20 protein-coding genes and 1 other RNA gene are annotated in these 22,052 nt (G+C 53.9%); 1 reads left to right on the top strand and 20 read right to left on the bottom strand.

Annotated elements, in window-relative coordinates; all coding sequences use genetic code 11:
• Positions 1-212 precede the first annotated feature (212 nt).
• From ftsZ to A3OW_RS0117670, 19 genes are all read right to left on the bottom strand, one after another.
• Complete coding sequence (ftsZ, locus tag A3OW_RS0117755) at positions 213-1,367, bottom strand: cell division protein FtsZ (protein ID WP_020564800.1); 1,155 nt, start codon at positions 1,365-1,367, stop codon at positions 213-215.
• A gap of 25 nt (positions 1,368-1,392) precedes the next feature.
• Positions 1,393-2,619: a cell division protein FtsA gene (gene ftsA, locus A3OW_RS0117750; RefSeq protein WP_020564799.1), complete on the bottom strand. Its 1,227-nt coding sequence runs from the start codon at positions 2,617-2,619 to the stop codon at positions 1,393-1,395.
• A complete protein-coding gene (locus A3OW_RS0117745) occupies positions 2,597-3,394 on the bottom strand; it encodes a cell division protein FtsQ/DivIB (protein ID WP_020564798.1) in 798 nt (265 codons plus the stop codon). The genes ftsA and A3OW_RS0117745 overlap by 23 nt, the downstream gene beginning before the upstream one ends.
• 101 nt (positions 3,395-3,495) lie before the next feature.
• Complete coding sequence (locus A3OW_RS0117740) at positions 3,496-4,479, bottom strand: D-alanine--D-alanine ligase (protein ID WP_083918244.1); 984 nt, start codon at positions 4,477-4,479, stop codon at positions 3,496-3,498.
• On the bottom strand, positions 4,415-5,302 hold the full coding sequence (gene murB, locus A3OW_RS0117735) for a UDP-N-acetylmuramate dehydrogenase (protein ID WP_033412819.1): 888 nt from the start codon (positions 5,300-5,302) through the stop codon (positions 4,415-4,417). The genes A3OW_RS0117740 and murB overlap by 65 nt, the downstream gene beginning before the upstream one ends.
• 101 nt (positions 5,303-5,403) lie before the next feature.
• On the bottom strand, positions 5,404-6,837 hold the full coding sequence (gene murC, locus A3OW_RS0117730) for a UDP-N-acetylmuramate--L-alanine ligase (protein ID WP_020564795.1): 1,434 nt from the start codon (positions 6,835-6,837) through the stop codon (positions 5,404-5,406).
• Positions 6,834-7,889, bottom strand: coding sequence for an undecaprenyldiphospho-muramoylpentapeptide beta-N-acetylglucosaminyltransferase (gene murG, locus A3OW_RS0117725; protein WP_020564794.1), 1,056 nt, complete (start codon positions 7,887-7,889; stop codon positions 6,834-6,836). Before murG ends, murC begins: the two co-directional genes overlap by 4 nt.
• Complete coding sequence (ftsW, locus tag A3OW_RS0117720; protein ID WP_020564793.1) at positions 7,874-9,049, bottom strand: putative lipid II flippase FtsW; 1,176 nt, start codon at positions 9,047-9,049, stop codon at positions 7,874-7,876. The genes murG and ftsW overlap by 16 nt, the downstream gene beginning before the upstream one ends.
• Positions 9,046-10,416, bottom strand: coding sequence for a UDP-N-acetylmuramoyl-L-alanine--D-glutamate ligase (gene murD, locus A3OW_RS0117715; RefSeq protein ID WP_020564792.1), 1,371 nt, complete (start codon positions 10,414-10,416; stop codon positions 9,046-9,048). Before murD ends, ftsW begins: the two co-directional genes overlap by 4 nt.
• Before the next feature lie 3 nt (positions 10,417-10,419).
• Positions 10,420-11,502 (bottom strand): phospho-N-acetylmuramoyl-pentapeptide-transferase, encoded by a 1,083-nt coding sequence (gene mraY / locus A3OW_RS0117710; protein ID WP_020564791.1) that lies wholly within the window; start codon positions 11,500-11,502, stop codon positions 10,420-10,422.
• 3 nt (positions 11,503-11,505) lie between these two features.
• On the bottom strand, positions 11,506-12,867 hold the full coding sequence (locus tag A3OW_RS0117705) for a UDP-N-acetylmuramoyl-tripeptide--D-alanyl-D-alanine ligase (protein WP_020564790.1): 1,362 nt from the start codon (positions 12,865-12,867) through the stop codon (positions 11,506-11,508).
• Positions 12,848-14,353, bottom strand: a complete 1,506-nt coding sequence (locus A3OW_RS0117700; RefSeq protein WP_020564789.1) for a UDP-N-acetylmuramoyl-L-alanyl-D-glutamate--2,6-diaminopimelate ligase — start codon at positions 14,351-14,353, stop codon at positions 12,848-12,850. Before A3OW_RS0117700 ends, A3OW_RS0117705 begins: the two co-directional genes overlap by 20 nt.
• Entirely contained in the window at positions 14,343-16,154 is a 1,812-nt protein-coding gene (locus A3OW_RS0117695; RefSeq protein WP_020564788.1) for a peptidoglycan D,D-transpeptidase FtsI family protein, read from the bottom strand. The genes A3OW_RS0117700 and A3OW_RS0117695 overlap by 11 nt, the downstream gene beginning before the upstream one ends.
• Positions 16,155-16,427: a cell division protein FtsL gene (gene ftsL, locus A3OW_RS0117690; RefSeq protein WP_020564787.1), complete on the bottom strand. Its 273-nt coding sequence runs from the start codon at positions 16,425-16,427 to the stop codon at positions 16,155-16,157. It lies immediately after the preceding gene.
• On the bottom strand, positions 16,428-17,354 hold the full coding sequence (gene rsmH / locus A3OW_RS0117685) for a 16S rRNA (cytosine(1402)-N(4))-methyltransferase RsmH (protein ID WP_020564786.1): 927 nt from the start codon (positions 17,352-17,354) through the stop codon (positions 16,428-16,430).
• 18 nt (positions 17,355-17,372) lie between these two features.
• Entirely contained in the window at positions 17,373-17,840 is a 468-nt protein-coding gene (mraZ, locus tag A3OW_RS0117680) for a division/cell wall cluster transcriptional repressor MraZ (protein WP_020564785.1), read from the bottom strand.
• A gap of 360 nt (positions 17,841-18,200) precedes the next feature.
• Positions 18,201-18,594: RNase P RNA component class A (rnpB, locus tag A3OW_RS26715), an RNA gene on the bottom strand.
• 489 nt (positions 18,595-19,083) lie between these two features.
• Positions 19,084-19,704: a thiol:disulfide interchange protein DsbA/DsbL gene (locus tag A3OW_RS0117675; RefSeq protein ID WP_020564784.1), complete on the bottom strand. Its 621-nt coding sequence runs from the start codon at positions 19,702-19,704 to the stop codon at positions 19,084-19,086.
• A gap of 81 nt (positions 19,705-19,785) precedes the next feature.
• Positions 19,786-20,463, bottom strand: a complete 678-nt coding sequence (locus A3OW_RS0117670; RefSeq protein ID WP_020564783.1) for a c-type cytochrome — start codon at positions 20,461-20,463, stop codon at positions 19,786-19,788.
• Positions 20,464-20,563: 100 nt separating this feature from the next.
• Here A3OW_RS0117670 and yihA point away from each other — a divergent pair, with 100 nt between their 5' ends.
• Positions 20,564-21,208 carry a ribosome biogenesis GTP-binding protein YihA/YsxC gene (yihA, locus tag A3OW_RS25405; RefSeq protein ID WP_051091833.1) on the top strand — a complete coding sequence of 215 codons (645 nt, stop codon included), beginning with the start codon at positions 20,564-20,566 and terminating at the stop codon, positions 21,206-21,208.
• Here the strand turns inward: yihA and A3OW_RS0117660 are convergent.
• Positions 21,170-22,051, bottom strand: a complete 882-nt coding sequence (locus A3OW_RS0117660) for an MBL fold metallo-hydrolase (RefSeq protein WP_020564781.1) — start codon at positions 22,049-22,051, stop codon at positions 21,170-21,172. The genes yihA and A3OW_RS0117660 overlap by 39 nt on opposite strands.
• Between the last annotated feature and the right edge of the window lies 1 nt (position 22,052).

The raw sequence follows: 22,052 nt of genomic DNA, 5'->3' as shown, positions 1-22,052 counted from the left end.
ACTATAAAAGGTCAGGGATAGGGAGCTAGAGATTGAATTTTATCATGATCCGCCCCGTAAGAGGTAAAGGGACGGGACTTCCCGACCGTCTACTTTATTCAACGATACCCCGCAGGAGGCCAATCCTGCAGGGTATCCGTCAAAAATAGGCGTTGAAAAGAAACCGGATCTACTGTTCGTTCATCTCCTTGGTTTTTTCATCGTTTGCCCGATCAGTCGGCCTGACGCCTCAAGAAAGCTGGAATATCCAGATAATCCAGGTTGTCGTCGTTTTTAGGCGGAACGCCGAAACGGGTTTCCCTGCTTTCCGATTTGTTCCGGATGATGGTCGGTTTATCGAACTCGCTGTAACTGACTTCGCCGGCCGAGGCTTTCTGCACCAGTTTTACCGGAGCTTTCTGCATCTGACGAGGCAAGCCCATGCCGGTTGCGACTACGGTCACCTTGATTTCATCGCCCAAAGCCGGATCGATGGCCGTACCGATTTTGATGATCGCATCTTCCGAGGCAAATTCATGGACGATGCTGCCCACTTCGTCAAACTCGGCAATGCCCATGTCCGAGGCGGTAATGTTCACCAGAATGCCTTTGGCACCCTGCAGGTTGATGTCTTCCAGCAGAGGGCAGGCGATGGCTTTTTCGGCCGCTTCCCGGGCGCGCTGATCGCCGGATGCGGAGCCCGTACCCATAATGGCCGCTCCCATTCCGGTCATCACGGTCTTGACGTCGGCAAAATCGACGTTGATCATGCCGGGATGCACGATCAACTGAGTAATGCCCTGTACGGCGTCCAGCAAAATATCGTTAGCCGCCTTGAACGCGTTGACCAGCGACACGTTATTGCCCAGAACCGGCAATAATTTCTGGTTGGGTATCGTAATCAACGAATCCACGTATCTCTCAAGCTCCGCAATGCCCTGTTCGGCGATCGCCTGCTTCTTTTTGCCTTCGAACAGAAACGGTTTGGTCACGACCGCCACCGTCAGAATACCCATTTCGCGTGCAATGCCGGCAATCACCGGAATGGCTCCGGTACCCGTTCCACCGCCCATGCCGGCGGTTAAGAACACCATGTCCGCGCCTTGCAGCACTTCCTTGATGCGCTCGCGGTTTTCTTCTGCCGCCTGTTTTCCTATTTCCGGATTCGTGCCTGCTCCCAAACCTTTGGTAAGTTCGACTCCCAACTGAATAATCGTACTTACGTTCAACTTTCTTAATGCCTGAGCGTCGGTGTTGGCACAGATGAACTCAACACCTTCTATATGACTGCCCACCATGTGGCTGACTGCATTGCCGCCGCCACCCCCGACACCGATTACCTTGATAACCGCTGTTTCGCTACACATATCCATCAATTCGTATTTCATTGCCGCTGCCCCTTAAAAAACTAAATCAAAAATTACCTTGAAACCAATTTCTTATCTTTGAAAGCCATCCACCGCTTTCAAAATCTACACTTTTTCCTAAAACTTGATGCTCCTTTCCGTACATTAACAAACCTACTCCTGTGGCATGGATCGGATTCTTTACGACCTCCGCCAGCCCAGTGACATTCTGTGGCACTCCCATTCGTACCGGCATATGGAAAATCTCCTCGGCCAGTTCGATCAATCCCATCACTTTTGCACTGCCTCCGGTCAATACGATACCGGCGGCAATCAATTCTTCATAACCGCTGCGCCTGAGCTCGGACTGCACCAGCAACATCAGTTCTTCATACCGCGGCTCGATGATTTCGGCCAGATTCTGAGTGGAAATCTTTCGCGGCGCCCGATCGCCGATGCTCGGCACTTCAATGGCTCCTTCAACGCTGGCCAGTTGAGTGAGAGCACAGGCGTATTTTCTTTTGATTTCTTCCGCATTGACCGTCGGCGTACGCAAGGCGACGGCTATGTCGTTCGTTACCTGATCCCCGGCGATCGGAATGACGGCGGTATGCTTGATGGCGCCATCGACGAAAATGGCGATGTCCGTGGTCCCGCCGCCGATGTCGATCAGACAGACGCCCAGTTCCTTTTCGTCTTCGGTCAGTACCGCGGTACAGGAGGCCAGTTGCTCCAGAACGATGTCATCGACTTCCAATCCGCATCGGCGGATGCATTTGATGATGTTCTGCTGCGCGCTGACGCTGCTGGTCACCATATGAACCTTGGCTTCGAGACGAATGCCCGACATGCCGACCGGCTCTTTAATGCCTTCCTGAAGATCGATCACGAACTCCTGGGGCAAAATGTGCAATATCTTCTGATCCGCCGGAATCGCCACCGCTCGGGCCGAATCGATGACCCGGTCGATGTCGTACTGAGTCACCTCCTTGTCCTTGATCGCGACAATACCGTGAGAGTTCAGGCTGCGGATATGACTGCCGGCAATGCCGGCGAACACCGATTTAATCTGACAGCCCGCCATCAATTCGGCTTCTTCGATGGCCCTTTGAATGGAAGTGACCGTCGACTCCAGATTGACCACGACGCCTTTCTTTAATCCTCGGGACGGAGCCGAACCGATGCCGATAACCTCAATGTGACCTTCACTGGTAAGCTCACCCACAATAGCGGCAACCTTGGTAGTGCCGATGTCCAACCCGACTATTAAATTACGTTCTGTTTTTTTTGCCATTTTGTTTACTCTTTGTCGCTGTTTCCGGTTGCCTGTCTGTCGTTTGCTGCGGGTTTGCCATCTTTTCCCAATCCACCTTTTCGCTTCCAGGCCTCCATGAAACCGCATATCCGTTCGGGTATCTCAAATCAACCACCGACATCGCCTTGACTCTGTCTTCGCCCAGAAGGGCCAGGGTTCTTAAAAACCGTTGTAATTTCATCAGTTGATCCGTCCTTCCCAACAATATTTCCATTCCGGTCGCCAACCTGATTTTCCATGACCATCGGTTGTTGATATCGAACTCCACCATTTCCATGGACTGGTCCGCCAATGCCGTTTTCACTCCTTTCATGATTTCCAGCGCTTTGATTTGCTGCTTTTCCGGACCGTTCAGCAAGGTCAGCGATTGAAACTGATCTACGTTGTCGGGGGTGAAAATCACGCCTTGTTCATTTATCAAACTGTTCTCTCCCCAACGCGCGTAAGGTTTTTTTTCCTTGATCCGGATATCGATCGCATCGGGCCACACCCTCTTGACCGAAACCGTATCCACCCACGGCAGTTGGCCTACTGCATTGTGTATGGCCTGCATATCGGCGGTCAGTATTCCGGTTTTGACCAACGGCAGCAGAATCCTTTTTATTTCGTCTTTACTGATATGCTGAAATACACCTTCGGTTCTTACATATTTGATCGGAATCGCTTCGTTTCCGTATTTCTTGAGTTTATAACCGTAAATCCATATCACGCCTGCCAGCAACAACAGAGTTGCCACTATTTTCACTGCCTGCATCAATCCATTCCCAAGACCGATTCGGCAACCGGCATCCGCGGGCGAATGCAATGACTCATAAGAACTGCTAAACAAATCATTCCCAATTCAATAGTTCCGGCTCAATCCCGGATCAGGCTGGTTTCGAGTATGCGCCAGGCCAGATCGTCAAAATCTATCCCGGCCTGCTTCGCGGCCATCGGCACCAGGCTGTGATCGGTCATGCCCGGAACGGTGTTGATTTCAATCAGTTGGGATTGACCCGACTGATCGATAAACACGTCCACTCGCGCCCAACCTTTGACGCCGACAACCTTACCGGCGGTTTCCGCCAGTTTTTTCAATTGTTCCTCCCGATCCGGGTCGAGTCCGCAAGGGCAATGGTATTGCGTGGTCGTTGCCGCGTATTTGGCATCGTAATCGTAAAACTCGTTCGGGGTTTCCAGGCGAATGGGCGGCAAGGACTCGCCGTTCAGGATCGCCACGGTATATTCCTTGCCGGTCACCCAGGCTTCCGCATAGACGTCGCAGCGGTAGGAGGCCGCCAAAGCCAGTGCCTTGACCAGTTCGTCCCGGGTTTTCGCCTTGCTCATGCCGATGCTGGATCCTTCCTGCGCCGGTTTGACGATGACCGGGAAGCCCAGTTTCTCGATGCAGGGATCGATATCGCGTTCATCCTGCAACAGATGCCATTTCGGCGTGCTCAGACCGTAACCTTGCCAGCACAACTTGGTCCTCAACTTGTCCATACTCAAGGCCGACGCCATCACACCGCTGCCGGTATAAGGCATGTTCATGGCCTCCAGCACGCCCTGCAGAACGCCGTCCTCGCCGCCGCGGCCGTGAATGATGTTGAATACACGGTCCATCTTGTGCGCCGCCAGCGCCTCGATGGGGCTGCCGGTGACGTCGATGGCTACCGCATCCACCCCTTTACGTTTCAAAGCCTCGTAAACCGCTGCGCCGCTGCGCAGGGAGACGGACCGTTCCGCCGCCGTTCCGCCCATCAATACGGCCACACGGCCAAATTCTTCCGGTTTTTTAACCACCTGAGTTCTCCTGTTTTTCTCCAACCATGCACACTTCCGTCTGTAAAACGACGCCATGTTGTTCCTGCACCTTAAGCCGGACCCATTGAATGAGTTCTTCTATGTCGGCCGCCGTGGCATGGCCGGTATTTACAATAAAGTTGGCATGCTTGACCGAGACGCAGGCGCCGCCCAGGGCGTACCCTTTCAAACCCGCCGCCTCGATCAACCGGGCGGCGTAATCTCCCGGCGGATTTTTAAATACCGAGCCGCAACTGGGCTGGTTGGTCGGTTGCGTTCTGTTTCGTTTTTCCAGCAACTCCTTGATCTTCTGCTGACTGGTCTCGGCATCGCCGGACTCGAGCTGCAGATGGGCCGCCAAAAACCATTCATCGTCATGGCCTTTGACCGAACGATAACCGACACTGAATTCGTCCCGGGCTCGAACCGCCGCATGCCCGGCGGCATCCAGCATCTCGACGCTGTGCACAATTCCCCAGGTTTCACCGCCGAAGGCGCCCGCATTCATCTTCAAGGCCCCTCCCAGGGTGCCCGGAATGCCGGCCAGAAACTCCGCGCCGACCAAGCCCTGATCTCCGCAAAAACGGGCCACATGCGCGCACGGCACGCCCGCCTCGGCATAGACCAGTCCCGTGTCGGCCATGCGGATCTGTTTCAGGCGGCCTTTAGTGTTGATGACCGTGCCCCGTATGCCGCCGTCCCTGACCAGCAAATTGCTGCCCAGACCGATCCAGAAGACGGGCTCGCCGGCCGGAAGATTTTTCACAAATTCAATCAGATCCTGTTTATCGTATGGAACGTACAGCCGGTCCGCGGGTCCGCCGACACGCCAACTGGTATATTTCGCCAAAGGTTCGTTGAGCCGAAGATGGCCTTTCATTTCGTAGTTTTCCTCCGCCTCGTCATGGTCCGGAGCAAGGCACGGCGTAAAACAGGCTGGAGCGGTTTTCATTCTTTCGTAACTCCATCGCATGGCACGCCTCAACTCAATGTTTCGGTAAGAAGCTGCGGCAACTGCATGGCAATTTGACCGACGTTGCCCGCGCCCATCGTCAGCAGCACGTCGTCGTTCTTCAGGATGCCGTTCAGTAATTGGGGCAGTTCTTCCCAATTCTCCACAAACACCGGATCCACTTGCCCCCGCACCCGAATCGCCCGGCTCAGCGCCCGGCCGTCGGCGCCCGGGATTCGGCTCTCTCCGGCCGAATAAACATCCATCAAAATCAGCACGTCCACGGTGGAGAGCACCTGGACGAAATCCTCGAACAAATCGCGCGTACGCGTGTACCGATGGGGCTGGAAGATGACCACGGCCCGGCGGTCCGGCCAAGCCTGACGCAGCGCTTCCAGCGTCGCGGCAATTTCCCGCGGGTGATGCCCGTAGTCGTCGACCAGCGTCAGCCGGCCCGTTTTCAGCATCAGGTCGCCGTTAATCTGAAATCGCCTGCCTACGCCTTTGAAAGCACTCAGACTGGCAAGGATTGCGCTGTCGGCAACGCCCAACATCGTGGCGACGCTGATGGCCGCCAGAGAATTCAGCATGTTGTGCCAGCCGGGCATGTTCAACGTCACCCGCAAAGGCGGATAGTCGCCTCTGCGCAGAACGGTATAAGAGGTATGCATACCTTGCTGTTTTATATCGACGGCACGGACGTCGGCCTCTTCATGCACGCCATAGGTGGTTACCGGTTTCGATAACTGCGGCAGAATTTCCCGGACGCCTTCGTCGTCGAGACAGAGCACGGCCATGCCGTAAAAAGGCAAATGATGCAGAAACTCGATGAAAGTATCCTTAAGCCGCTGGTAACTGCCCTGATAGGTCGCCATGTGATCCTGATCGATGTTGGTGACGATCGATATCATCGGCTGCAAATATAAAAAGGACGCATCGCTTTCGTCGGCTTCGGCGACCAGATAATGGCCCAGTCCCAGTTTCGCATTTCTGCCTGCGCTATTTAAACGCCCGCCGATCACATAACTCGGTTCCAGCCCGCCCTCGGCCAGCAAGCTGGCCACGAGACTGGTCGTCGTTGTTTTGCCGTGAGTGCCGGCCACGGCGATGCCGAACCGGAAGCGCATCAGTTCGGCCAGCATTTCCGCACGGGGAATCACCGGAATACGTCTGACATAGGCCTCGTCGATTTCTTCATTGCTCCGATCTACCGCGCTGGACACGACAACCACATCGACGCCTTCGATATTCTTTCGCTCATGCCCGATGGTGATGGCGACGCCGAGTTCGGCCAGGCGTTGTGTCACGGCGCTGGCTTTGATGTCCGATCCCGAGACTTGATAACCCAGATTCGAGAGCACCTCGGCGATTCCGCTCATGCCCGTGCCGCCGATCCCGACGAAATGGATGCGCTCGATCTTGCCCAATACCTGGGTCGGCATCTGAATATTCGGAAAAGTCATGCCTTCGCCTCGGTCATACAAAAGCCTGCCACTGCCTCGGTCGCGTCCAGGCGGGCACATCGTCTGGCTGCCTGCGCCATCGTTTTCACCTGTGTCCTGGCCTGAGTTATTTTTTCGGCCAATGACTCGGCATTCAAATCTTTCTGCAACAAAATCATGCCGCCTCCTACGTCGGCCAAAAACCGGGCATTGGCCACCTGGTGATCGTCGATCGCGCCCGGCAGCGGAACAAAGATCGCCGGCACACCCATCGCCGCCACTTCGCTGACGGTCATGGCGCCCGATCTGCAGATGACCAGATCGGCCCACCGGTAGGCGGCGACCATATCCTCGATAAAAGCCGTTACTTCGGCATTTACCGACAGTTCCTGATACCGGGCCGCCACCTGCTCGCGCATCGCGGCGCCGGTTTGATGCCGAACCTCGACTTCCGGCAGCAGCGCCATGGCCTCGGGAACGATTTCGTTCAGGATCTTGGCCCCCTGGCTGCCGCCGAAAACCAGAATTCTGAGAACTTGCGGCAACGCGCCGGTTTCTTTTTCCGGTTGCTGTAAAAAACTTTTTCTCAACGGATTACCCGTGCAAACGGCCTCGATGTTTCTGTTAAAACTGCCCGGAAACGCCTCCAGCACCCGCGTGGCCATCTTCGCCAGCAGCCGGTTGGTCGTGCCCGGAACCCGGTTTTGCTCGTGAATGATCAAGGGGATGCCCAGCAGCCGCGCCATCAATCCGCCCGGCCCGGCGACAAAACCGCCCATGCCCAACACCACGTGAGGTTTCCGTTTCCTTAAAATCCGTCCGGCCTGCAGGCACGCCTTGAACAATCCCAAAATCGAGGATATTTTGGCGGCCGCTCCTTTGCCCCGGATGCCGCCGACGGCCAACCAATCGATCTCGATGCCCTGCTCGGGAACCACCCGACTTTCCAGTCCTTTTTTCGTTCCCAGCCAACTGACCTGCCAGCCTTTTTCCGCCAGCGACTGCGCCACGGCCAGAGCCGGAAAAACATGTCCGCCGGTGCCGCCGGCCATGATCACTATGCGTTTGTCCATTTCGACTTTCCTTTCGGCGTGCTCGCGTTAATTTCCGCGGTTTCGTGGTGGACTCGAAACAACAATCCGACGGCGCAGCACATGACGATCATGCTGCTGCCGCCGTAGCTCATCAACGGCAACGTCAATCCTTTGGTCGGCAGAATGCCCATGTTGACGCCCATGTTGACGAACGACTGAAAACCGAGCCAGACGCTTAACCCGTAAGCCAGGTAAGCCGAAAACCGCTGTCCCGCCTTTTCCGCAGCCAGAGCCAATTGAAAGCTGCGCCAGATCAGGAATGCAAACAAGCCGATGACGGTCACCACGCCCAGCAAGCCCAGCTCTTCGGCAATGACCGAGAATAGAAAATCGGTATGAGCTTCCGGCAAATAAAACAGTTTTTGCACCCCGCTGCCCAGACCGACGCCCAACCACTCGCCGCGCCCGAAAGAAATCAGCGCCTGAACCAATTGATAACCGGTTTTTTCCGGATCGGCCCAGGGATTCCAATAACTGACCACCCGTCGCCAACGGTAAGGCTCCAGATAAGCCAACAGAAAACCCAGCACGGCCACCACGGAAAACAGGGCGATAAAGCTCAATAAGCGCGCTCCCGCCAGGAACATCATGCCCATGGCGATCACCACAATAACGACCGCCGAACCCAAATCGGGCTCAAGCAACAACAATAAAGAAGCGACGCCGAACAGACCCAACGGCAGTACCAATCCGAAAACGGAAGCCCTCAAGGTTTGCTGATGCCGCGTGATGTAACCCGCCATATAAATGACCGCCGCAAACTTGAACACTTCGGATACCTGAATCCGAAAACCGAATAACGACAGCCAGCGGATGCTGCTGTTCACTTTAATCCCAAGCCCCGGCACCAAAACGGCCGTCAGCAGCACGAAGCCGATAATCAACAGCCAGGGCCCCAGTTTCTCCCAGCGCTGCATCGGCACACAGGCGACAAGGCTTGCCAGAGTCAACCCCAGTCCGATATGCACCAGTTGCAGGACAGGGTAGTGCAGGAAATTCTTCGCATGCATCACGCCCAGATGCAACGAAGAGGAGGCGACCATGACGTAGCCGATCGACAGCAGCCCCAGACAAGCCGCGAGCATCCGGTAATCAACGTGAAACCGGACGGTCGTTATCGATTCAAGCCACTTGTTCATGCCACCAGCTCCAATACCGCTTCGGTAAATTTTTCGCCTCGGTCCTGATAATTCTTGTACTGATCGAGACTGGCGCAGGCCGGCGAAAGCAGCACGCTTTCGCCCCGGTCCGCGAGATTGGCGGCGGTTTTTACCGCGTCGCTCATGTTGGCGGCAAAATAAACCGGAACGCAGCCGTTTAACGCCTGCCGGATCAATTCCGCATCCTTGCCCATCAACACCACGCTCTTGACCTTCTCTTTAATGACCGGCGTCAGCTCCTTCATGTCCGCGCCTTTGGCATCGCCCCCGGCAATCAGTATCACTTTGCCGTCGCTGCCCTGGAGCGCGGCGATGCAGGCTCCGATGTTGGTGGCTTTCGAGTCGTTGACCCAGACGATGCCGTCGATCTCGGCAACCCGCTGCATGCGGTGGGCCAGACCCTTGAAGCTTTTCAAGGCGCTGCACATGACTACCGGATCCAATCCTACGGCCGTTCCCAGCGCCAGCGCCGCCAGCGCATTGGCGGCGTTATGGCGGCCTACCAGAGGCAAATCCTTGCGTGACATCAGGCATTCGCCGTTATGCATCAGCCATTCGGCGCCGTCCCGGATCTCCAGATAAAAATCAGCCTTGCCGGCGATAGAAAAGGTGAACGTCTTTCTGCCCGGCTCCTGCATGGCCATGACCGTGGCGTCGTCGGCATTGAGCACCATTACCCCGTCGCCGCCGAATATCCGTTGTTTTTCTCTTGCGTATTCGGCCAGATCGGCATGCCTGTCCAGATGGTCGGCGGTCACGTTGAGAACGGTCGCCGACGCAGCATTCAATACCGAAGTTCTTTCCAACTGAAAACTCGACAGCTCAAGCACATACGTTTCTGCCGGCTGATCCAGCAGATCCAGCACCGGCGTCCCCAGATTGCCGCCGACGCCGACCTTTTTTCCGGCCATTCTCGCCATTTCTCCGACCATCGTCGTGACCGTACTTTTGCCGTTCGATCCCGTGATGGCAATAATCGGGGCATGGACCGAGCAGGAGAACAAATCGATATCGCTGACGATTTTCACTCCGCCCGCTATCGCCTTGATGATCGCTTTTTCGTGCAGCGAAACGCCGGGGCTGACGATCAGGTGAGTGGCCACCTTAAAGGCGCCGTCGTCGAAACCGCCGGTAAAGACCGGCGTATCCGGCATTTGCCGAAAAAATTCCTCGATAAAGGGCGGCTTGTCGCGACTGTCGGTGATGGCGAACCGATAGCCCAGCTCGCACAGGAAGCGCGCCACGGAAAGTCCGGTCACGCCGAGACCGACGACCAGCACCTTGGCCTTCTCCGGATCCAGAGCCACTTTCTGCTTCAATGACGCAATAATCGCTGCCTTATCCATCGGTTATCTCAGTTTTAACGTCGCCAAACCAATGAGCACCAGGATGACGGTAATGATCCAGAAACGCACGATGACTCGCGGCTCGGGCCAGCCTTTCAACTCGAAATGATGATGAATGGGCGCCATCCGGAATACTCGTTTGCCGGTCATTTTAAAAGAGGCAACCTGAATAATGACCGATACCGTCTCCATGACGAACACGCCGCCCATGATCACCAGAACGATTTCCTGTCTGACCAGAACCGCCAGGACCCCCAAAGCGCCGCCCAAAGCCAGAGCGCCCACGTCGCCCATGAAGACCATGGCCGGGTAAGCGTTAAACCATAAAAAGCCCAGGCCGGCGCCCACCAGCGAGGCGCAAAAAACGATCAATTCGCCGGCATTGGGCAAATAGGGAATGGCCAGATAATTCGAGAATTCGAGATGCCCGGACAAATAGGCGAAAACGCCCAGGCCGCTTGCCACCATGACCGTCGGCATGATCGCCAGACCGTCCAGACCGTCGGTCAGATTGACGGCATTACTGGTGCCGACAATGACAAAGTAGGTCAATACGACGTAGACCCAGCCCATGTTCAGCATGACGTCCTTGAAAAAAGGCACGACCAGTTGCGTTTCCGCCGGAACCTGCGCGGTTTCGTATAAAAACACCGCCGCCGCGAGACCGATGATCGACTGCCATAAATATTTGGCCTTGGCCGACAAGCCGTCGCTGTTGTTCTTGATGACTTTCCTGTAATCGTCAATAAAACCGATAACGCCGTAACCCAGAGTCACCAGCAGGATGACCCAGATGTAACGGTTGCTCAAGTCGGCCCACAGCAGGGTGCTGACGGCGATGGCGACCAGTATCAGGGTTCCGCCCATCGTCGGAGTGCCTTTTTTCTCGTAATGGGACTGAGGACCCAATTCACGAATGGCCTGACCTATCTTTTTTCGGCTCAACTTCCTGATCATCGTGGGACCCACGATAAAACTGATCGTCAGCGAGGTCAGCACGCCCAGAATGGCGCGGAAGGTCAGATAGTGAAACACTCTGAAACCGCTGTCGAACGTCATCAAATAATCCGCAAAATAAAGTAGCATGGCTTAAACCCTGAAATTATCCACCAGGGCAGCCACAACATTTTCCATGCGCTGGCTTCTCGACCCTTTAACCAATATCGTTTCCTCCCCTGTTAATTCTTGAACCAGCGACGCAATCAACTGTTCCTGCGTCTCAAAAAAAGCAGCGCCCCTGCCGAAGCTGTCGACGGTAGCCCGGGCATCCTCACCCACAGCAAAGAGCCGAGTAACGCCGCCGGCCTTAATCATTTCACCCATTTCTTTATGTATTTTCAGGCTGTCCGATCCCAATTCGCCGAAAGCGCCTAAAACGAGCCAGGGCTCGCCGTCCAGGCCGATTAAAACATCCACGGCCGCTTTCAGAGAGGCCGAATTGGCGTTATAGGTATCATCGATAACCACATTGCCTTTGCGGCCGATCAAAGGCTGCAATCTTCCGGTAACCGGCTGCAATGTTTTCAATCCCGATACAATCTGATCCAGGCCGATGCCCAATGCACGAGCGGCGGCTGCAGCGGCCAAGGCGTTGACGACGTTGTGCCGGCCGGCCAGTTGCAGAACGCACTCGGCGGAACCGCCGGCGCTTACCAGTTGAAACGCCGTGGCGAAACGGTTGTCGACAATACCTGTTCTAATCGCTTTCGCCGTCAGGTCCGCCCGGTCGTGCAGTCCGAAAGACAGGGTTTTCCTGTCGCCCGCCAGCGACTTCCAGTAATCGTAATAACGGTCGTCGCGATTAATGACGGCCACGCCGTCCCGGCCCAACGTGCGGATGATTTCACCCTTGGCCCGGGCGACTCCTTCCACACTGCCGAAACCTTCGATATGAGCGGGGCCGGCATTGGTGAGAATCACCACGTCGGACCGAGCATAGCGGCTAGTATATTCGATTTCGCCGTGATGGTTGGCGCCCATCTCGATCACTCCGTACCGATGCTGCTCGTTCAGGCGCAGCAAAGTTAAAGGCACGCCGATGTCGTTGTTCAAGTTCCCCGGGGTGTAGAGCACCTGACCGTTAACCGAAAGAATCGCGGCAACCATTTCCTTGACGGTGGTCTTGCCGTTGCTCCCGGTAACGCCGACGATCGATGCCGGCAGGGTTCGGCGCCAGGCTCCCGCCAGTTCGGCCAGAGCGAAACGAGTATCGGCCACCGTTACGTGCGGTATTCCTGCCGTGACGCCCTTTCGAACAATGGCTGCGACGGCCCCGCCTTGCTCAGCCTGTTCGATAAAATCGTTACCGTCAAAAGTCTTCCCCTTGATGGCAATATAGAGAGCACCCGGCTGAATCGTCCTGGTATCGATGCCGACCGAAGAAACGGTCACGTCGTTACCGATCAGATCGCCGCCCACCCATCTGGAAATTTCACTCAACAACAATTGCATTTTGATCCGCTCTCTTATTTAATGCCGCTGCTACGATTCCGGCGTCACTAAATGGCAGCTTTACGCCGTTTATTTCCTGATACTGCTCATGGCCTTTGCCGGCAATGACGACATAGTCGTCCGGTTGTGCCTGCAAAACAGCGGTTTGTATGGCTTTTTCCCGATCTCGGATCACTTTCACCTTTTCCATGCGGCATCCCGATGCGATGTCGTCGACGATCGCCTGGCCGTCCTCAAAACGCGGATTGTCGTCCGTCAGGATGACCTGATCCGCCCACCGTTCGGCGATGGCGCCCATTTCGGGCCGCTTGCCGCGGTCCCGATTGCCGCCGCAGCCCAATACGACCCACACCGCCGAGTTACAATGTTTTCTTACGCTCGACAACACTTTTTCCACCGCATCGGGCGTATGCGCATAATCGACGAATACGACCGGAGCCCGGCCGCCACCGAAACGCTCCATCCGGCCCGCGACCGGCTTCAGCGAGCGTAACCTGCGAGCCGACTCTTCCAACGAATGACCCAAGGCCAGCATGACGGCTAAAACCGCCAACACGTTATCGATATTGAACTCGCCGAACAGCGGGATTCGTATCCGTTGGCATTCATGCTGCCAACGCACGTCGAATTCAATGCCGTCCGCCTGGTAGGCGATCCGTTCCGGCGCGAGACACTCGGCCTGTGCCGTTTTGTTCCCCTGCCGACTGTATCCCCATAACGCCACGTTCTTAGGAACAGTCGCCAGCACGCGGTTGCTGTAATCGTCGTCCAGGTTCACGACCGCAAAGGACAAATCCGGTTTATCGAACAGCTTCATTTTGGCCTGCACGTAAGCTTCCATAGAGCCGTGATAATCCAGATGATCCCGGCTGATGTTCGTCAATACCGCGCCTTTAAACCGAACGCCGTTTACTCGCCCCTGTTCCAGGCCGTGCGACGAAACTTCCATGGCCACCGATTTTTTTTGCTCGGCCGCCAGTTGAGCCAGAATCCGTTGCACGGCCAAGGCGTCCGGCGTGGTGTTCAATGTTTCGTTCAGCTTGCCCCATTCGCCCCAGCCCAAGGTTCCGATAATGCCGCAATCGTCCAGTAACTGGCCCAGAAACTGGCTGCAGGAGGTTTTGCCGTTGGTGCCGGTCAAGCCGATAACGTCAAGCCGGCGCGACGGATCCCCGTAAAAACGCGCCGCCACGTCCCCGAGTTTCAGTTCCAGATGATCTACTGCAATATGCGGTATTCTCTTTAACTGAAGGGCAAAACCGGCCGTATCTCCGGCGGGGTCAAACACCACCGCACAGGCCCCCTTCCGGACGGCTTCATCAAGATGCGTCAAGCCATGCTGCCTGGAACCGGCCAAGGCGATGAACACATCTCCCGGCACAAGCGTCCGGCTGTCCAGCGACAGGCCGGTTACCAACCGGTCTTCGGCAACCACCGCGATCCCTGCCAGTAACTGACTCAGTTGCAAGGCTGTTTCAAGAATCATTACGGGTCAACAACAGGGGCATGGTGCTCTGCTGATCGGGAGCGATGCCCAGGATTCTCAAGGCTCCGGCCATTACCTTGGAAAACACGGGCGCCGATACCAGCCCACCGTAATATTCCCCGGCCGAAGGTTCGTCGATCATTACCGTAATGATCAACCGCGGATCCCTGGCCGGCGCCAAGCCGGCAAAAACCGCAAAATATTTGTTGCTGCTGTATCCTCCGCGCCCCGCTTTTTTTACGGTCCCGGTTTTTCCGGCAACGGTATAGCCGTCCACGCGGGCTTCATAAGCGGTGCCGTCTTTCATGATCACGCTTTCCATCATGGTTCTTACGCTCTGAGCCGTCTTCGCGGAAAAAACCCGATGCGCATCCGGATCTTCCTCCCGCTTCAGCAAACTGACCGAATGCAGCATGCCGTCGTCAGCCAGGGCCGTATACGCTCTTGCCAGTTGCACCGCCGAAGCGTTCAGACCATAGCCGAACGACAGAATCGCCCGGTCGAAATCCTGCCATTTCCGGTAATCCGTCAAAATACCGCTTGCCTCTTTGGGAAAGCCCGCATTGGACGCCGTACCAAAGCCAAGCTGATGGTAAAGATTCCAGAGATATTTCGGCGGCATCTTCAAGGCCATTTGACTCACCGCGATATTGCTGGATTTTTTCAACACGTGCGTTAAATCGAGAGCTCCGTAGTTATGCACGTCCTTAACCTGATGACGACCGATCTCAAAGATTCCATGCGTGTAAAAAATATCGTTGGGACGGACATACCCCCCATCCAGCGCAGCGGCCACGACGAACGGTTTTACCGTCGAGCCCGGCTCGAACACTTCCGTAAAGGCGCGGTTTCTGTATAAGTTTTCCTTTAAATCCTCTCTTACATTCGGATTGAAGGAGGGCTGGTTGACCGCCGCCAGTATTTCGCCGTTTTTCGCATCCAATACCACTAAAGTACCCGACTTGGCCTTATGCGCTTCCACCGCCGACTGCAACTCACGATAAGCCAGATACTGAATGCGCTGATCGATGCTCAGCTCCAGGGTTCCGCCGGAGACGGGTTCTTTTATATTTTCTACGTCATCGATAATCTGACGCTTGCCGTCCCGGATGACCCGTTTTTTTCCCGGAATGCCTTTCAACAGGGCTTCATACCCTTTCTCCATGCCTTCCTGTCCGATATCGTTCAGATCGGTGAATCCCACGATATGCGCCGAAACGGCACCCGCCGGATAGAAGCGTTTGAACTCTCGATCGAAATTTACCCCCGGCAGGTTTAAATTCTTCACCTTCTCAGCGTCACCGGGACTGATCCGGCGAACCACATACGCAAATTGCCGGGTGGGATCGCTGTTAAACAACTTGGCCACTTTGCCTTGAGGCAACTCCAGCACTTTTTCCATTTGGCTGATGTGTTTGCGGTCCGCCGATCGGTAATTTTTCAGTTCCTCGGCAATTTGCTCGTCCGGTTGCTTATGTTTTTTCAGCTTCTCGATGAAACTGATCTCCGCCAGATGATGTTCCCTGGGATTCACCCAGATGGATTGCACCGGTGTACTAATCGCCAGCGGCTCTCCGTTTCGGTCCTTGATCATTCCTCGGTAAGCGGACACCGACACGTCGTCTACATGTTTCTTGTCTCCCTGTTCCTTAAGGAAGTCCTTGTTCAAAACCTGCAAATCCACTGCCTTTAAAACAAGCACGGCCATACAAGCCATCATGAATGAAACAACGAACTTTCTTCTGGACGAATAATCGCCATCACCGGCTTTCGTTTTGCTTTTTCGTTGATAGTCCAGCATTTACGGTTTTAAATAAACTATTTTATCCCGTTGCGGCATGGTCAGTTTTAAGTGCTGCCGCGCCAGTTGTTCAATCCGGTCGTGTTCGGCCAAAGTCGTCAGTTCCAATTGCAATTTCCCCCAGTCCACTTCGTATTGATCCAGGATTCTTTCCTGCTTTTGAATCTCGATAAAAACCAGGCGCGAATAGTATTTACTGTAAATCGCCCCCAGCGCCGACGCCAGCAATCCGGACAGCAGGACGCCGGCCAGCATGAAATGATATTTTGTCATTTAAACTCTCTCGGCCACCCGCATCACTGCGCTGCGTGCCCTGGGATTCTGCCCGATTTCCCGATCACCGGCCTTGATCGCCTTGCCGATTTTTTTCAGCATGCCTTTACTTATGTCGGCCTCTTTCACCGGCAGCTTGCCCGGATCAAATTTAGCCCCCGATTCAGACCTGATAAACTGCTTGACCATTCTGTCTTCCAGAGAATGAAAAGAGATGACCACTAATCGGCCGCCCGGCTTTAAAACACGAACGGATTGCTGCAGTGCTTCCTTGAGTTCGTCCAGCTCCCTGTTGATTTCGATGCGTATGGCCTGAAAAGTGCGTGTTGCCGGATGTTTGTGTTTCTCCCTGAAAGGGAGCGAATTCTCGACCAAATCGGCCAACTGCCGTGTCGTCGTGATCGGAGTTTTCGCTCTGCTTTCTATAACAGCTCTGGCTATGCGCCGCGCAAACCGCTCTTCACCGTACTCGAACAAGACCTTTGCCAGATCCTTTTCCGTTACCTGAGCCAGCCACTGCTCCGCGGAAAGCCCGACATGCCGGGCCATTCGCATATCCAGCGGTCCATCCCGCAAAAAACTGAACCCCCTCTCGGGGTCGTCAAGCTGAGGCGAGGAAACCCCCAGATCCAATAAAATCCCCTCGACTTTCCCCGTCCATCCCTCATCGGCCACCACGCTTTCCAATTCCGAAAAACAACAGTGCCTTAACTTAAACCGTTTGTCTTTCAATAAGGTTTGCGCTGCTTCCGAATCGATCGCTACAAGATCTCTGTCCATGGCCAGCAATCGGCCGGAATCGTTCAACCGGCTCAAGATTCCCTGACTGTGGCCACCGCGCCCAAAAGTGCAGTCGACATAAATACCTTCCTTTTTTATGGCGAGCTGCTCCAGTGCTTCTGCATACATGACGGGCAAATGTTTCATAATAAACAAATCCCCGGACTAAAAGGTAATCGGCCCGAGCGCTTCCAAACCTTCGTCGTCATCGCCGTTCAGCCATTCGTTTTCCTTGGCTGTCCAGGCGTCTTCGTTCCAGATCTCAAATTTACTGAGCTGCCCGACCAGAAAGATTTTCTTGTCCATCTTGGCGTAGCGTCTAAGTCTTTCGGGCAACAATAATCTTCCCTGATTGTCCATTTCGCATTCCGAAGCGTTTCCGATAACAAAACGCCGAAGCTTGTCCGCCATTTTATTCAAAGTAGGCAATGCTTTGATGGTTTTTTCGACTTTCTCCCACTCAGGAAGAGGATAAAGCCACAAACATCCGGGCTCACCGTTACAACGCTCGTCGACGGCGACAGTGACGATCAATTGACGGTCACAGCATTCCACCAGTTCTTCCCGATACTTGGTGGGAATTGCCAGACGTCCTTTGTCATCCAGATTGATCGAACTGATGCCCCTAAACAAAAATTACTCCCGCTTCCAGAAAACTCCAATTTTCTCCACTTTTTTCCACTCGCAATCACTATAGATTCCAATCGAGGGTTAGTCAAGAGCGAATTCGCATATATTCTTTCTTTTTTGACAATGACTTAGAGCGATGGAATAAAAGAGCCAAAAGAGGCCGCGTAAGCCGACTCAAATAAGATAACTTATCAGAGCGTTATATAGCTTATTTAGAAATTGCTTTAATTTGAATCCGGGCAAAAAAAGAATGATCTGAAACGTTAAGATCAATGAGAAATTCTGCTTGAACGGGATGTGGCGCTAATAAATTTAAAACGCAGAGGATGTTGATGAAACCGTTAAAAGAACATGAATGAAAAAGGAAAGAGTCGGCCTATAAGCCGGGTTCTGTCTAGAACAGCCATTCATCTAGGCCACAGGTTACCCTGCAGCTCAAGCAATCTACCCAGGAACCGTGCGGGCCACACGTCTGTTCCTCTATTTGATCTTGCTCCGGGTGGGGTTTGCCCTGCCGCTCCTGTTACCAGTCGCGCGGTGCGCTCTTACCGCACCTTTTCACCCTTACCCGGCATATAGACCTTGTAACTTTTCCCATGCAGGACGTCACAAGAACTTGATGCCGGGCGGTATCTTTTCTGTGGCACTTTCCATAGGCTCGCGCCTTCCAGGTGTTACCTGGCACCCTGCCCAATGGAGCCCGGACTTTCCTCTATTTTATCTTTCACGATAAAACAGCGACTGCTCAGCCAACTCTTCCAAATTGCATTGTAACACATCCGACCGGGTCTGACGACGATTAACCTATTAGCAGTCGGACTCAGGTTCAATTCCCGAATGACCGAAAATGACTTGGTGGCTTCCTGTTTTGGCTCAAGCAGCCATTTGGAAACCCAAAAACATGCAAGACTATTTTTGAGACAAAACCAATCATCACAGCAAGCCGGACCCAGTCCTTCGTTACCAAGACAACTAACGTTAGAAATGAGTCGCCAAGTCTGCCGCGCCTTCGGTACGGCGCCCCACGGGGCGCCGGAAAACGTGAGATCATTTTCCGAACCACCCCGACTTTACGTCGAAGACGACACCGCCGTCTCTTGCCATTATCAGCCAGGAAGAGGTCAAGCAATCCGGCTTTTAATCGGCATTCAGGGCGCCACGGCTGTCCAGTCCTGTCATCTTTTCCCGGAATTCCGTCTTGCGTCGGCAAACCATCCGAATCCTGGAATAAAACCGAGAATACCGCTTATTTGACCGAAGATTCCTGCTTTATCAATTGATCGGCGACTTCGAGCATGCCCTCATGAGATCCGGCAAGAGAACTGGTAATTTTATATTTTCCGTTGACGATCAAGGTCGGCACGCCGTTGACCCCGTAACGCGACAGCATCACGGGAGCCTGGCGGACTTTAGTGTCGACAAGAAAGGAACTGTAGGCATCGCGAAAGTCGGCTTCCTTTACTCCATGATCGGCAAAAAACTTGGTCAATTCTTCTTCGCTTGCCAACTTTTGGTTTTTAACGTGCAGCGCATCGAAAAAGTCGGCATGAATTTTATCGACGACGCCCAACACTTCGGCGACAAAATAGGCTTTCGCATACTGATCCCAGTTAGTCTGAAACAGTACCGGCTGACGGATGAACTCAACATTGGCAGGCAGTTTTTTCACCCAGGCCTCGAGCAGCGGTTCGAAACTATAACAATGAGGACAGCCGTACGAGAAAAACTCTATGACTTCAACCTTATCGGGGTTGTGCGTAGGTTGGGCCGGCATTAATGTTTGATACCGGGGCTCTGCGGCTTTGACCCACAATGAACAGAACGAGAAAAGAATCAGCAGTCCGGTACGAATTATTTTTTTCAGCATTGAAACACATCTCCAAAAATTATCTGCCGTACATTCCGGCAAAATCGGCTCGATTAGAATATAGGCTCCGAAAATTTCAGCTTATTTCATCATGGAAATATGATAGGAAACCGCCTTGATTTCTTCATCGGTCATTTTTTTGGCGATCATGTGCATCATATTTTCCGGATTGTTGCTGCGAGCGCCCGATTTAAAATCGGTAAGCGATTTGATCAAATAGTCGGCATGCTGCGACCTGAGCGCCGGAAAGGCGGCCGGTTTGTTGCCTTCGCCAAACGGCCCGTGACAGGCGATACAAGCGGATACTTCGCGGGCCAGATCGCCGTTGCGGTACAGATCGCTGCCTTTGGCGATCAGTTCGGGCACCGTCAAGGTCTTGCCCGGCGCGGCTGAAGCCGGCTGGTCCTCGTCATCCTCTTGCGCCAATTCCGGCATCGTATTGGAAGAGATTTTCTGAGCCGCATAAAATGCGCCGATGTCCGCCATATCTTCTTCGCTCAGGGCCATTGCCATGGGCGACATCATCGGGTCCTGACGGCTTCCGGATTTAAAGGCCCGCAGTTGTTTTACGATGTAGGATGCATGCTGCTGAGCCAGCTTGGGGAAGTTGGGCGCGGCACTGTTTCCCGTGTCCCCATGACATCCCGCACAAGAGGCGGTTTTTTCTTTTCCTGCGTTGATTTTGCCTTCTGCATGTAAAATATTATGCGTGCCGGCAAACGCTAGACCCGCGGCCAGCGCCAGGATTTTTTTTTTCATCAGGTTCCCCCCTTCGAAATAAATTATATATAGCCTTCAAACACGGACGTGCTAACTTCAGCAAATTCTACTCTAATTGGCCAAGCTAAGCGAGATACCGATGAATCCAGTTTATCATCAAGCAAAATTTATTAACAGTTCACCGTTGCTCAAAAGCGCCCCTCCGGACCAGGGCATGGAAATTGCTTTTGCCGGGCGGTCAAATGCCGGAAAGTCCAGCGCGATTAACACGCTGACCCGGCAACAAGGGCTGGCCCGCATCAGCAAAACGCCCGGACGCACCCAGATGCTGAATTTTTTCGCCATCACCGAGCAGCAGCGTTTTGTCGATCTGCCGGGTTACGGATATGCCAAGGTGCCGGAGGCCGTAAAGAAAAAATGGCACGATCTGATGGAAAGTTACTTGACCCGGCGTAAATCCTTATGCGCCATTGTGCTGGTCATGGACATTCGCCATCCTTTGACCGAATTCGACTGGCAAATGATTGAATGGTGTCGGCATACGGGCCTTCCGCTCCACATATTGCTGACCAAAGCCGATAAGCTCAATTACGGCGCCGCCAAAAACGCGTTGCTACAGGTCCGGCAAGAATTGGCCGGAGTCAGTTCTCCGGTAACCCTGCAACTGTTTTCATCGTTGAAAAAAATCGGCGTCGACGAGGTGCACGAGGCGCTCGACCGGTTGTTCAAAAACGCCGGAATGGAATCAAAGAAGGATATCGACGCCCTCTCGCGCGAGGCTTAATTGAAAATTCAGGTCGGGATTCGCTTCGAGCAAATCCTGATATATTTTATCCAGCTCGGCGTCAGTCCGAGTCGGCTCGTGATGGGTCAGAAACAGTCTTTTAACGTTGGCGGCCCGGCTCAATTCGATTGCCGAGTCGTAGGTTCCGTGTCCCCAGCCGTGTTTGTTGGCGTATTCGCTTTTCGTAAAGGGGGAGTCGATGATCAGCGCGTCGACGTCTTTCATTGCCAGCAGGACCTCTTTCTTTTGCTCGTCGATATAACATTGGAATTGCTCATGGTCTTCATCGTCGGGCTGATAAATATTGAGCGGCATTTCGTAGTCGCCGGTAAAAAAAATCGACTGCCCGTCGCAATCGATCCGATAGCCGAAATTCAGGACGGGATGATTAAGAATAATCGGAGTAATGGTTGCACTCCCAACCTTGACCGGAATCCCCGCGCTGATGGTCAAATAGTGGATCCTGGCCTTGAGCTGCGCTTCCTGGATCGGGAAGAAGCTGTACTGCAATTGCACGGTGAGCGCCCGGTTGATCTGCTCATGGGTAACAGGGTCCAGCCCGCCATAAATACTGATCTGATTTCCCGGAATAAAGATGGGTATGAAAAAAGGCAGACCTTGAATATGATCCCAATGGGTATGAGTGATAAAGATATGCGCATTGATGGGCATTTCCTTAAGCAGACTTTGCGCCAGCGCGTGAATGCCGGTGCCGGCGTCCAGTATGATTAAATCGCCGTCGTTCGTTCTGATTTCTATACAGGTGGTATTGCCGCCGTATTTGACTGTATTCGGCCCCGGCGAAGGTATCGATCCTCTGACGCCCCAAAATTTGAATTTCATC

Origin of the sequence: Methylosarcina fibrata AML-C10, from assembly GCF_000372865.1 — a bacterium.
Lineage (GTDB): Bacteria > Pseudomonadota > Gammaproteobacteria > Methylococcales > Methylomonadaceae > Methylosarcina > Methylosarcina fibrata.
This window is presented reverse-complemented; position numbering and strand designations above follow the sequence as displayed.

Coding starts and splice junctions, on each gene's coding strand:
- ftsZ (WP_020564800.1), bottom strand. CDS start 1,367: ATGAAATACGAATTGATGGATATGTGTAGCGAAACAGCGGTTATCAAG.
- ftsA (WP_020564799.1), bottom strand. CDS start 2,619: ATGGCAAAAAAAACAGAACGTAATTTAATAGTCGGGTTGGACATCGGC.
- A3OW_RS0117745 (WP_020564798.1), bottom strand. CDS start 3,394: ATGCAGGCAGTGAAAATAGTGGCAACTCTGTTGTTGCTGGCAGGCGTG.
- A3OW_RS0117740 (WP_083918244.1), bottom strand. CDS start 4,479: ATGGCGTCGTTTTACAGACGGAAGTGTGCATGGTTGGAGAAAAACAGG.
- murB (WP_033412819.1), bottom strand. CDS start 5,302: ATGAAAGGCCATCTTCGGCTCAACGAACCTTTGGCGAAATATACCAGT.
- murC (WP_020564795.1), bottom strand. CDS start 6,837: ATGACTTTTCCGAATATTCAGATGCCGACCCAGGTATTGGGCAAGATC.
- murG (WP_020564794.1), bottom strand. CDS start 7,889: ATGGACAAACGCATAGTGATCATGGCCGGCGGCACCGGCGGACATGTT.
- ftsW (WP_020564793.1), bottom strand. CDS start 9,049: ATGAACAAGTGGCTTGAATCGATAACGACCGTCCGGTTTCACGTTGAT.
- murD (WP_020564792.1), bottom strand. CDS start 10,416: ATGGATAAGGCAGCGATTATTGCGTCATTGAAGCAGAAAGTGGCTCTG.
- mraY (WP_020564791.1), bottom strand. CDS start 11,502: ATGCTACTTTATTTTGCGGATTATTTGATGACGTTCGACAGCGGTTTC.
- A3OW_RS0117705 (WP_020564790.1), bottom strand. CDS start 12,867: ATGCAATTGTTGTTGAGTGAAATTTCCAGATGGGTGGGCGGCGATCTG.
- A3OW_RS0117700 (WP_020564789.1), bottom strand. CDS start 14,353: ATGATTCTTGAAACAGCCTTGCAACTGAGTCAGTTACTGGCAGGGATC.
- A3OW_RS0117695 (WP_020564788.1), bottom strand. CDS start 16,154: ATGCTGGACTATCAACGAAAAAGCAAAACGAAAGCCGGTGATGGCGAT.
- ftsL (WP_020564787.1), bottom strand. CDS start 16,427: ATGACAAAATATCATTTCATGCTGGCCGGCGTCCTGCTGTCCGGATTG.
- rsmH (WP_020564786.1), bottom strand. CDS start 17,354: ATGAAACATTTGCCCGTCATGTATGCAGAAGCACTGGAGCAGCTCGCC.
- A3OW_RS0117675 (WP_020564784.1), bottom strand. CDS start 19,704: ATGCTGAAAAAAATAATTCGTACCGGACTGCTGATTCTTTTCTCGTTC.
- A3OW_RS0117670 (WP_020564783.1), bottom strand. CDS start 20,463: ATGAAAAAAAAAATCCTGGCGCTGGCCGCGGGTCTAGCGTTTGCCGGC.
- yihA (WP_051091833.1), top strand. CDS start 20,564: ATGAATCCAGTTTATCATCAAGCAAAATTTATTAACAGTTCACCGTTG.
- A3OW_RS0117660 (WP_020564781.1), bottom strand. CDS start 22,051: ATGAAATTCAAATTTTGGGGCGTCAGAGGATCGATACCTTCGCCGGGG.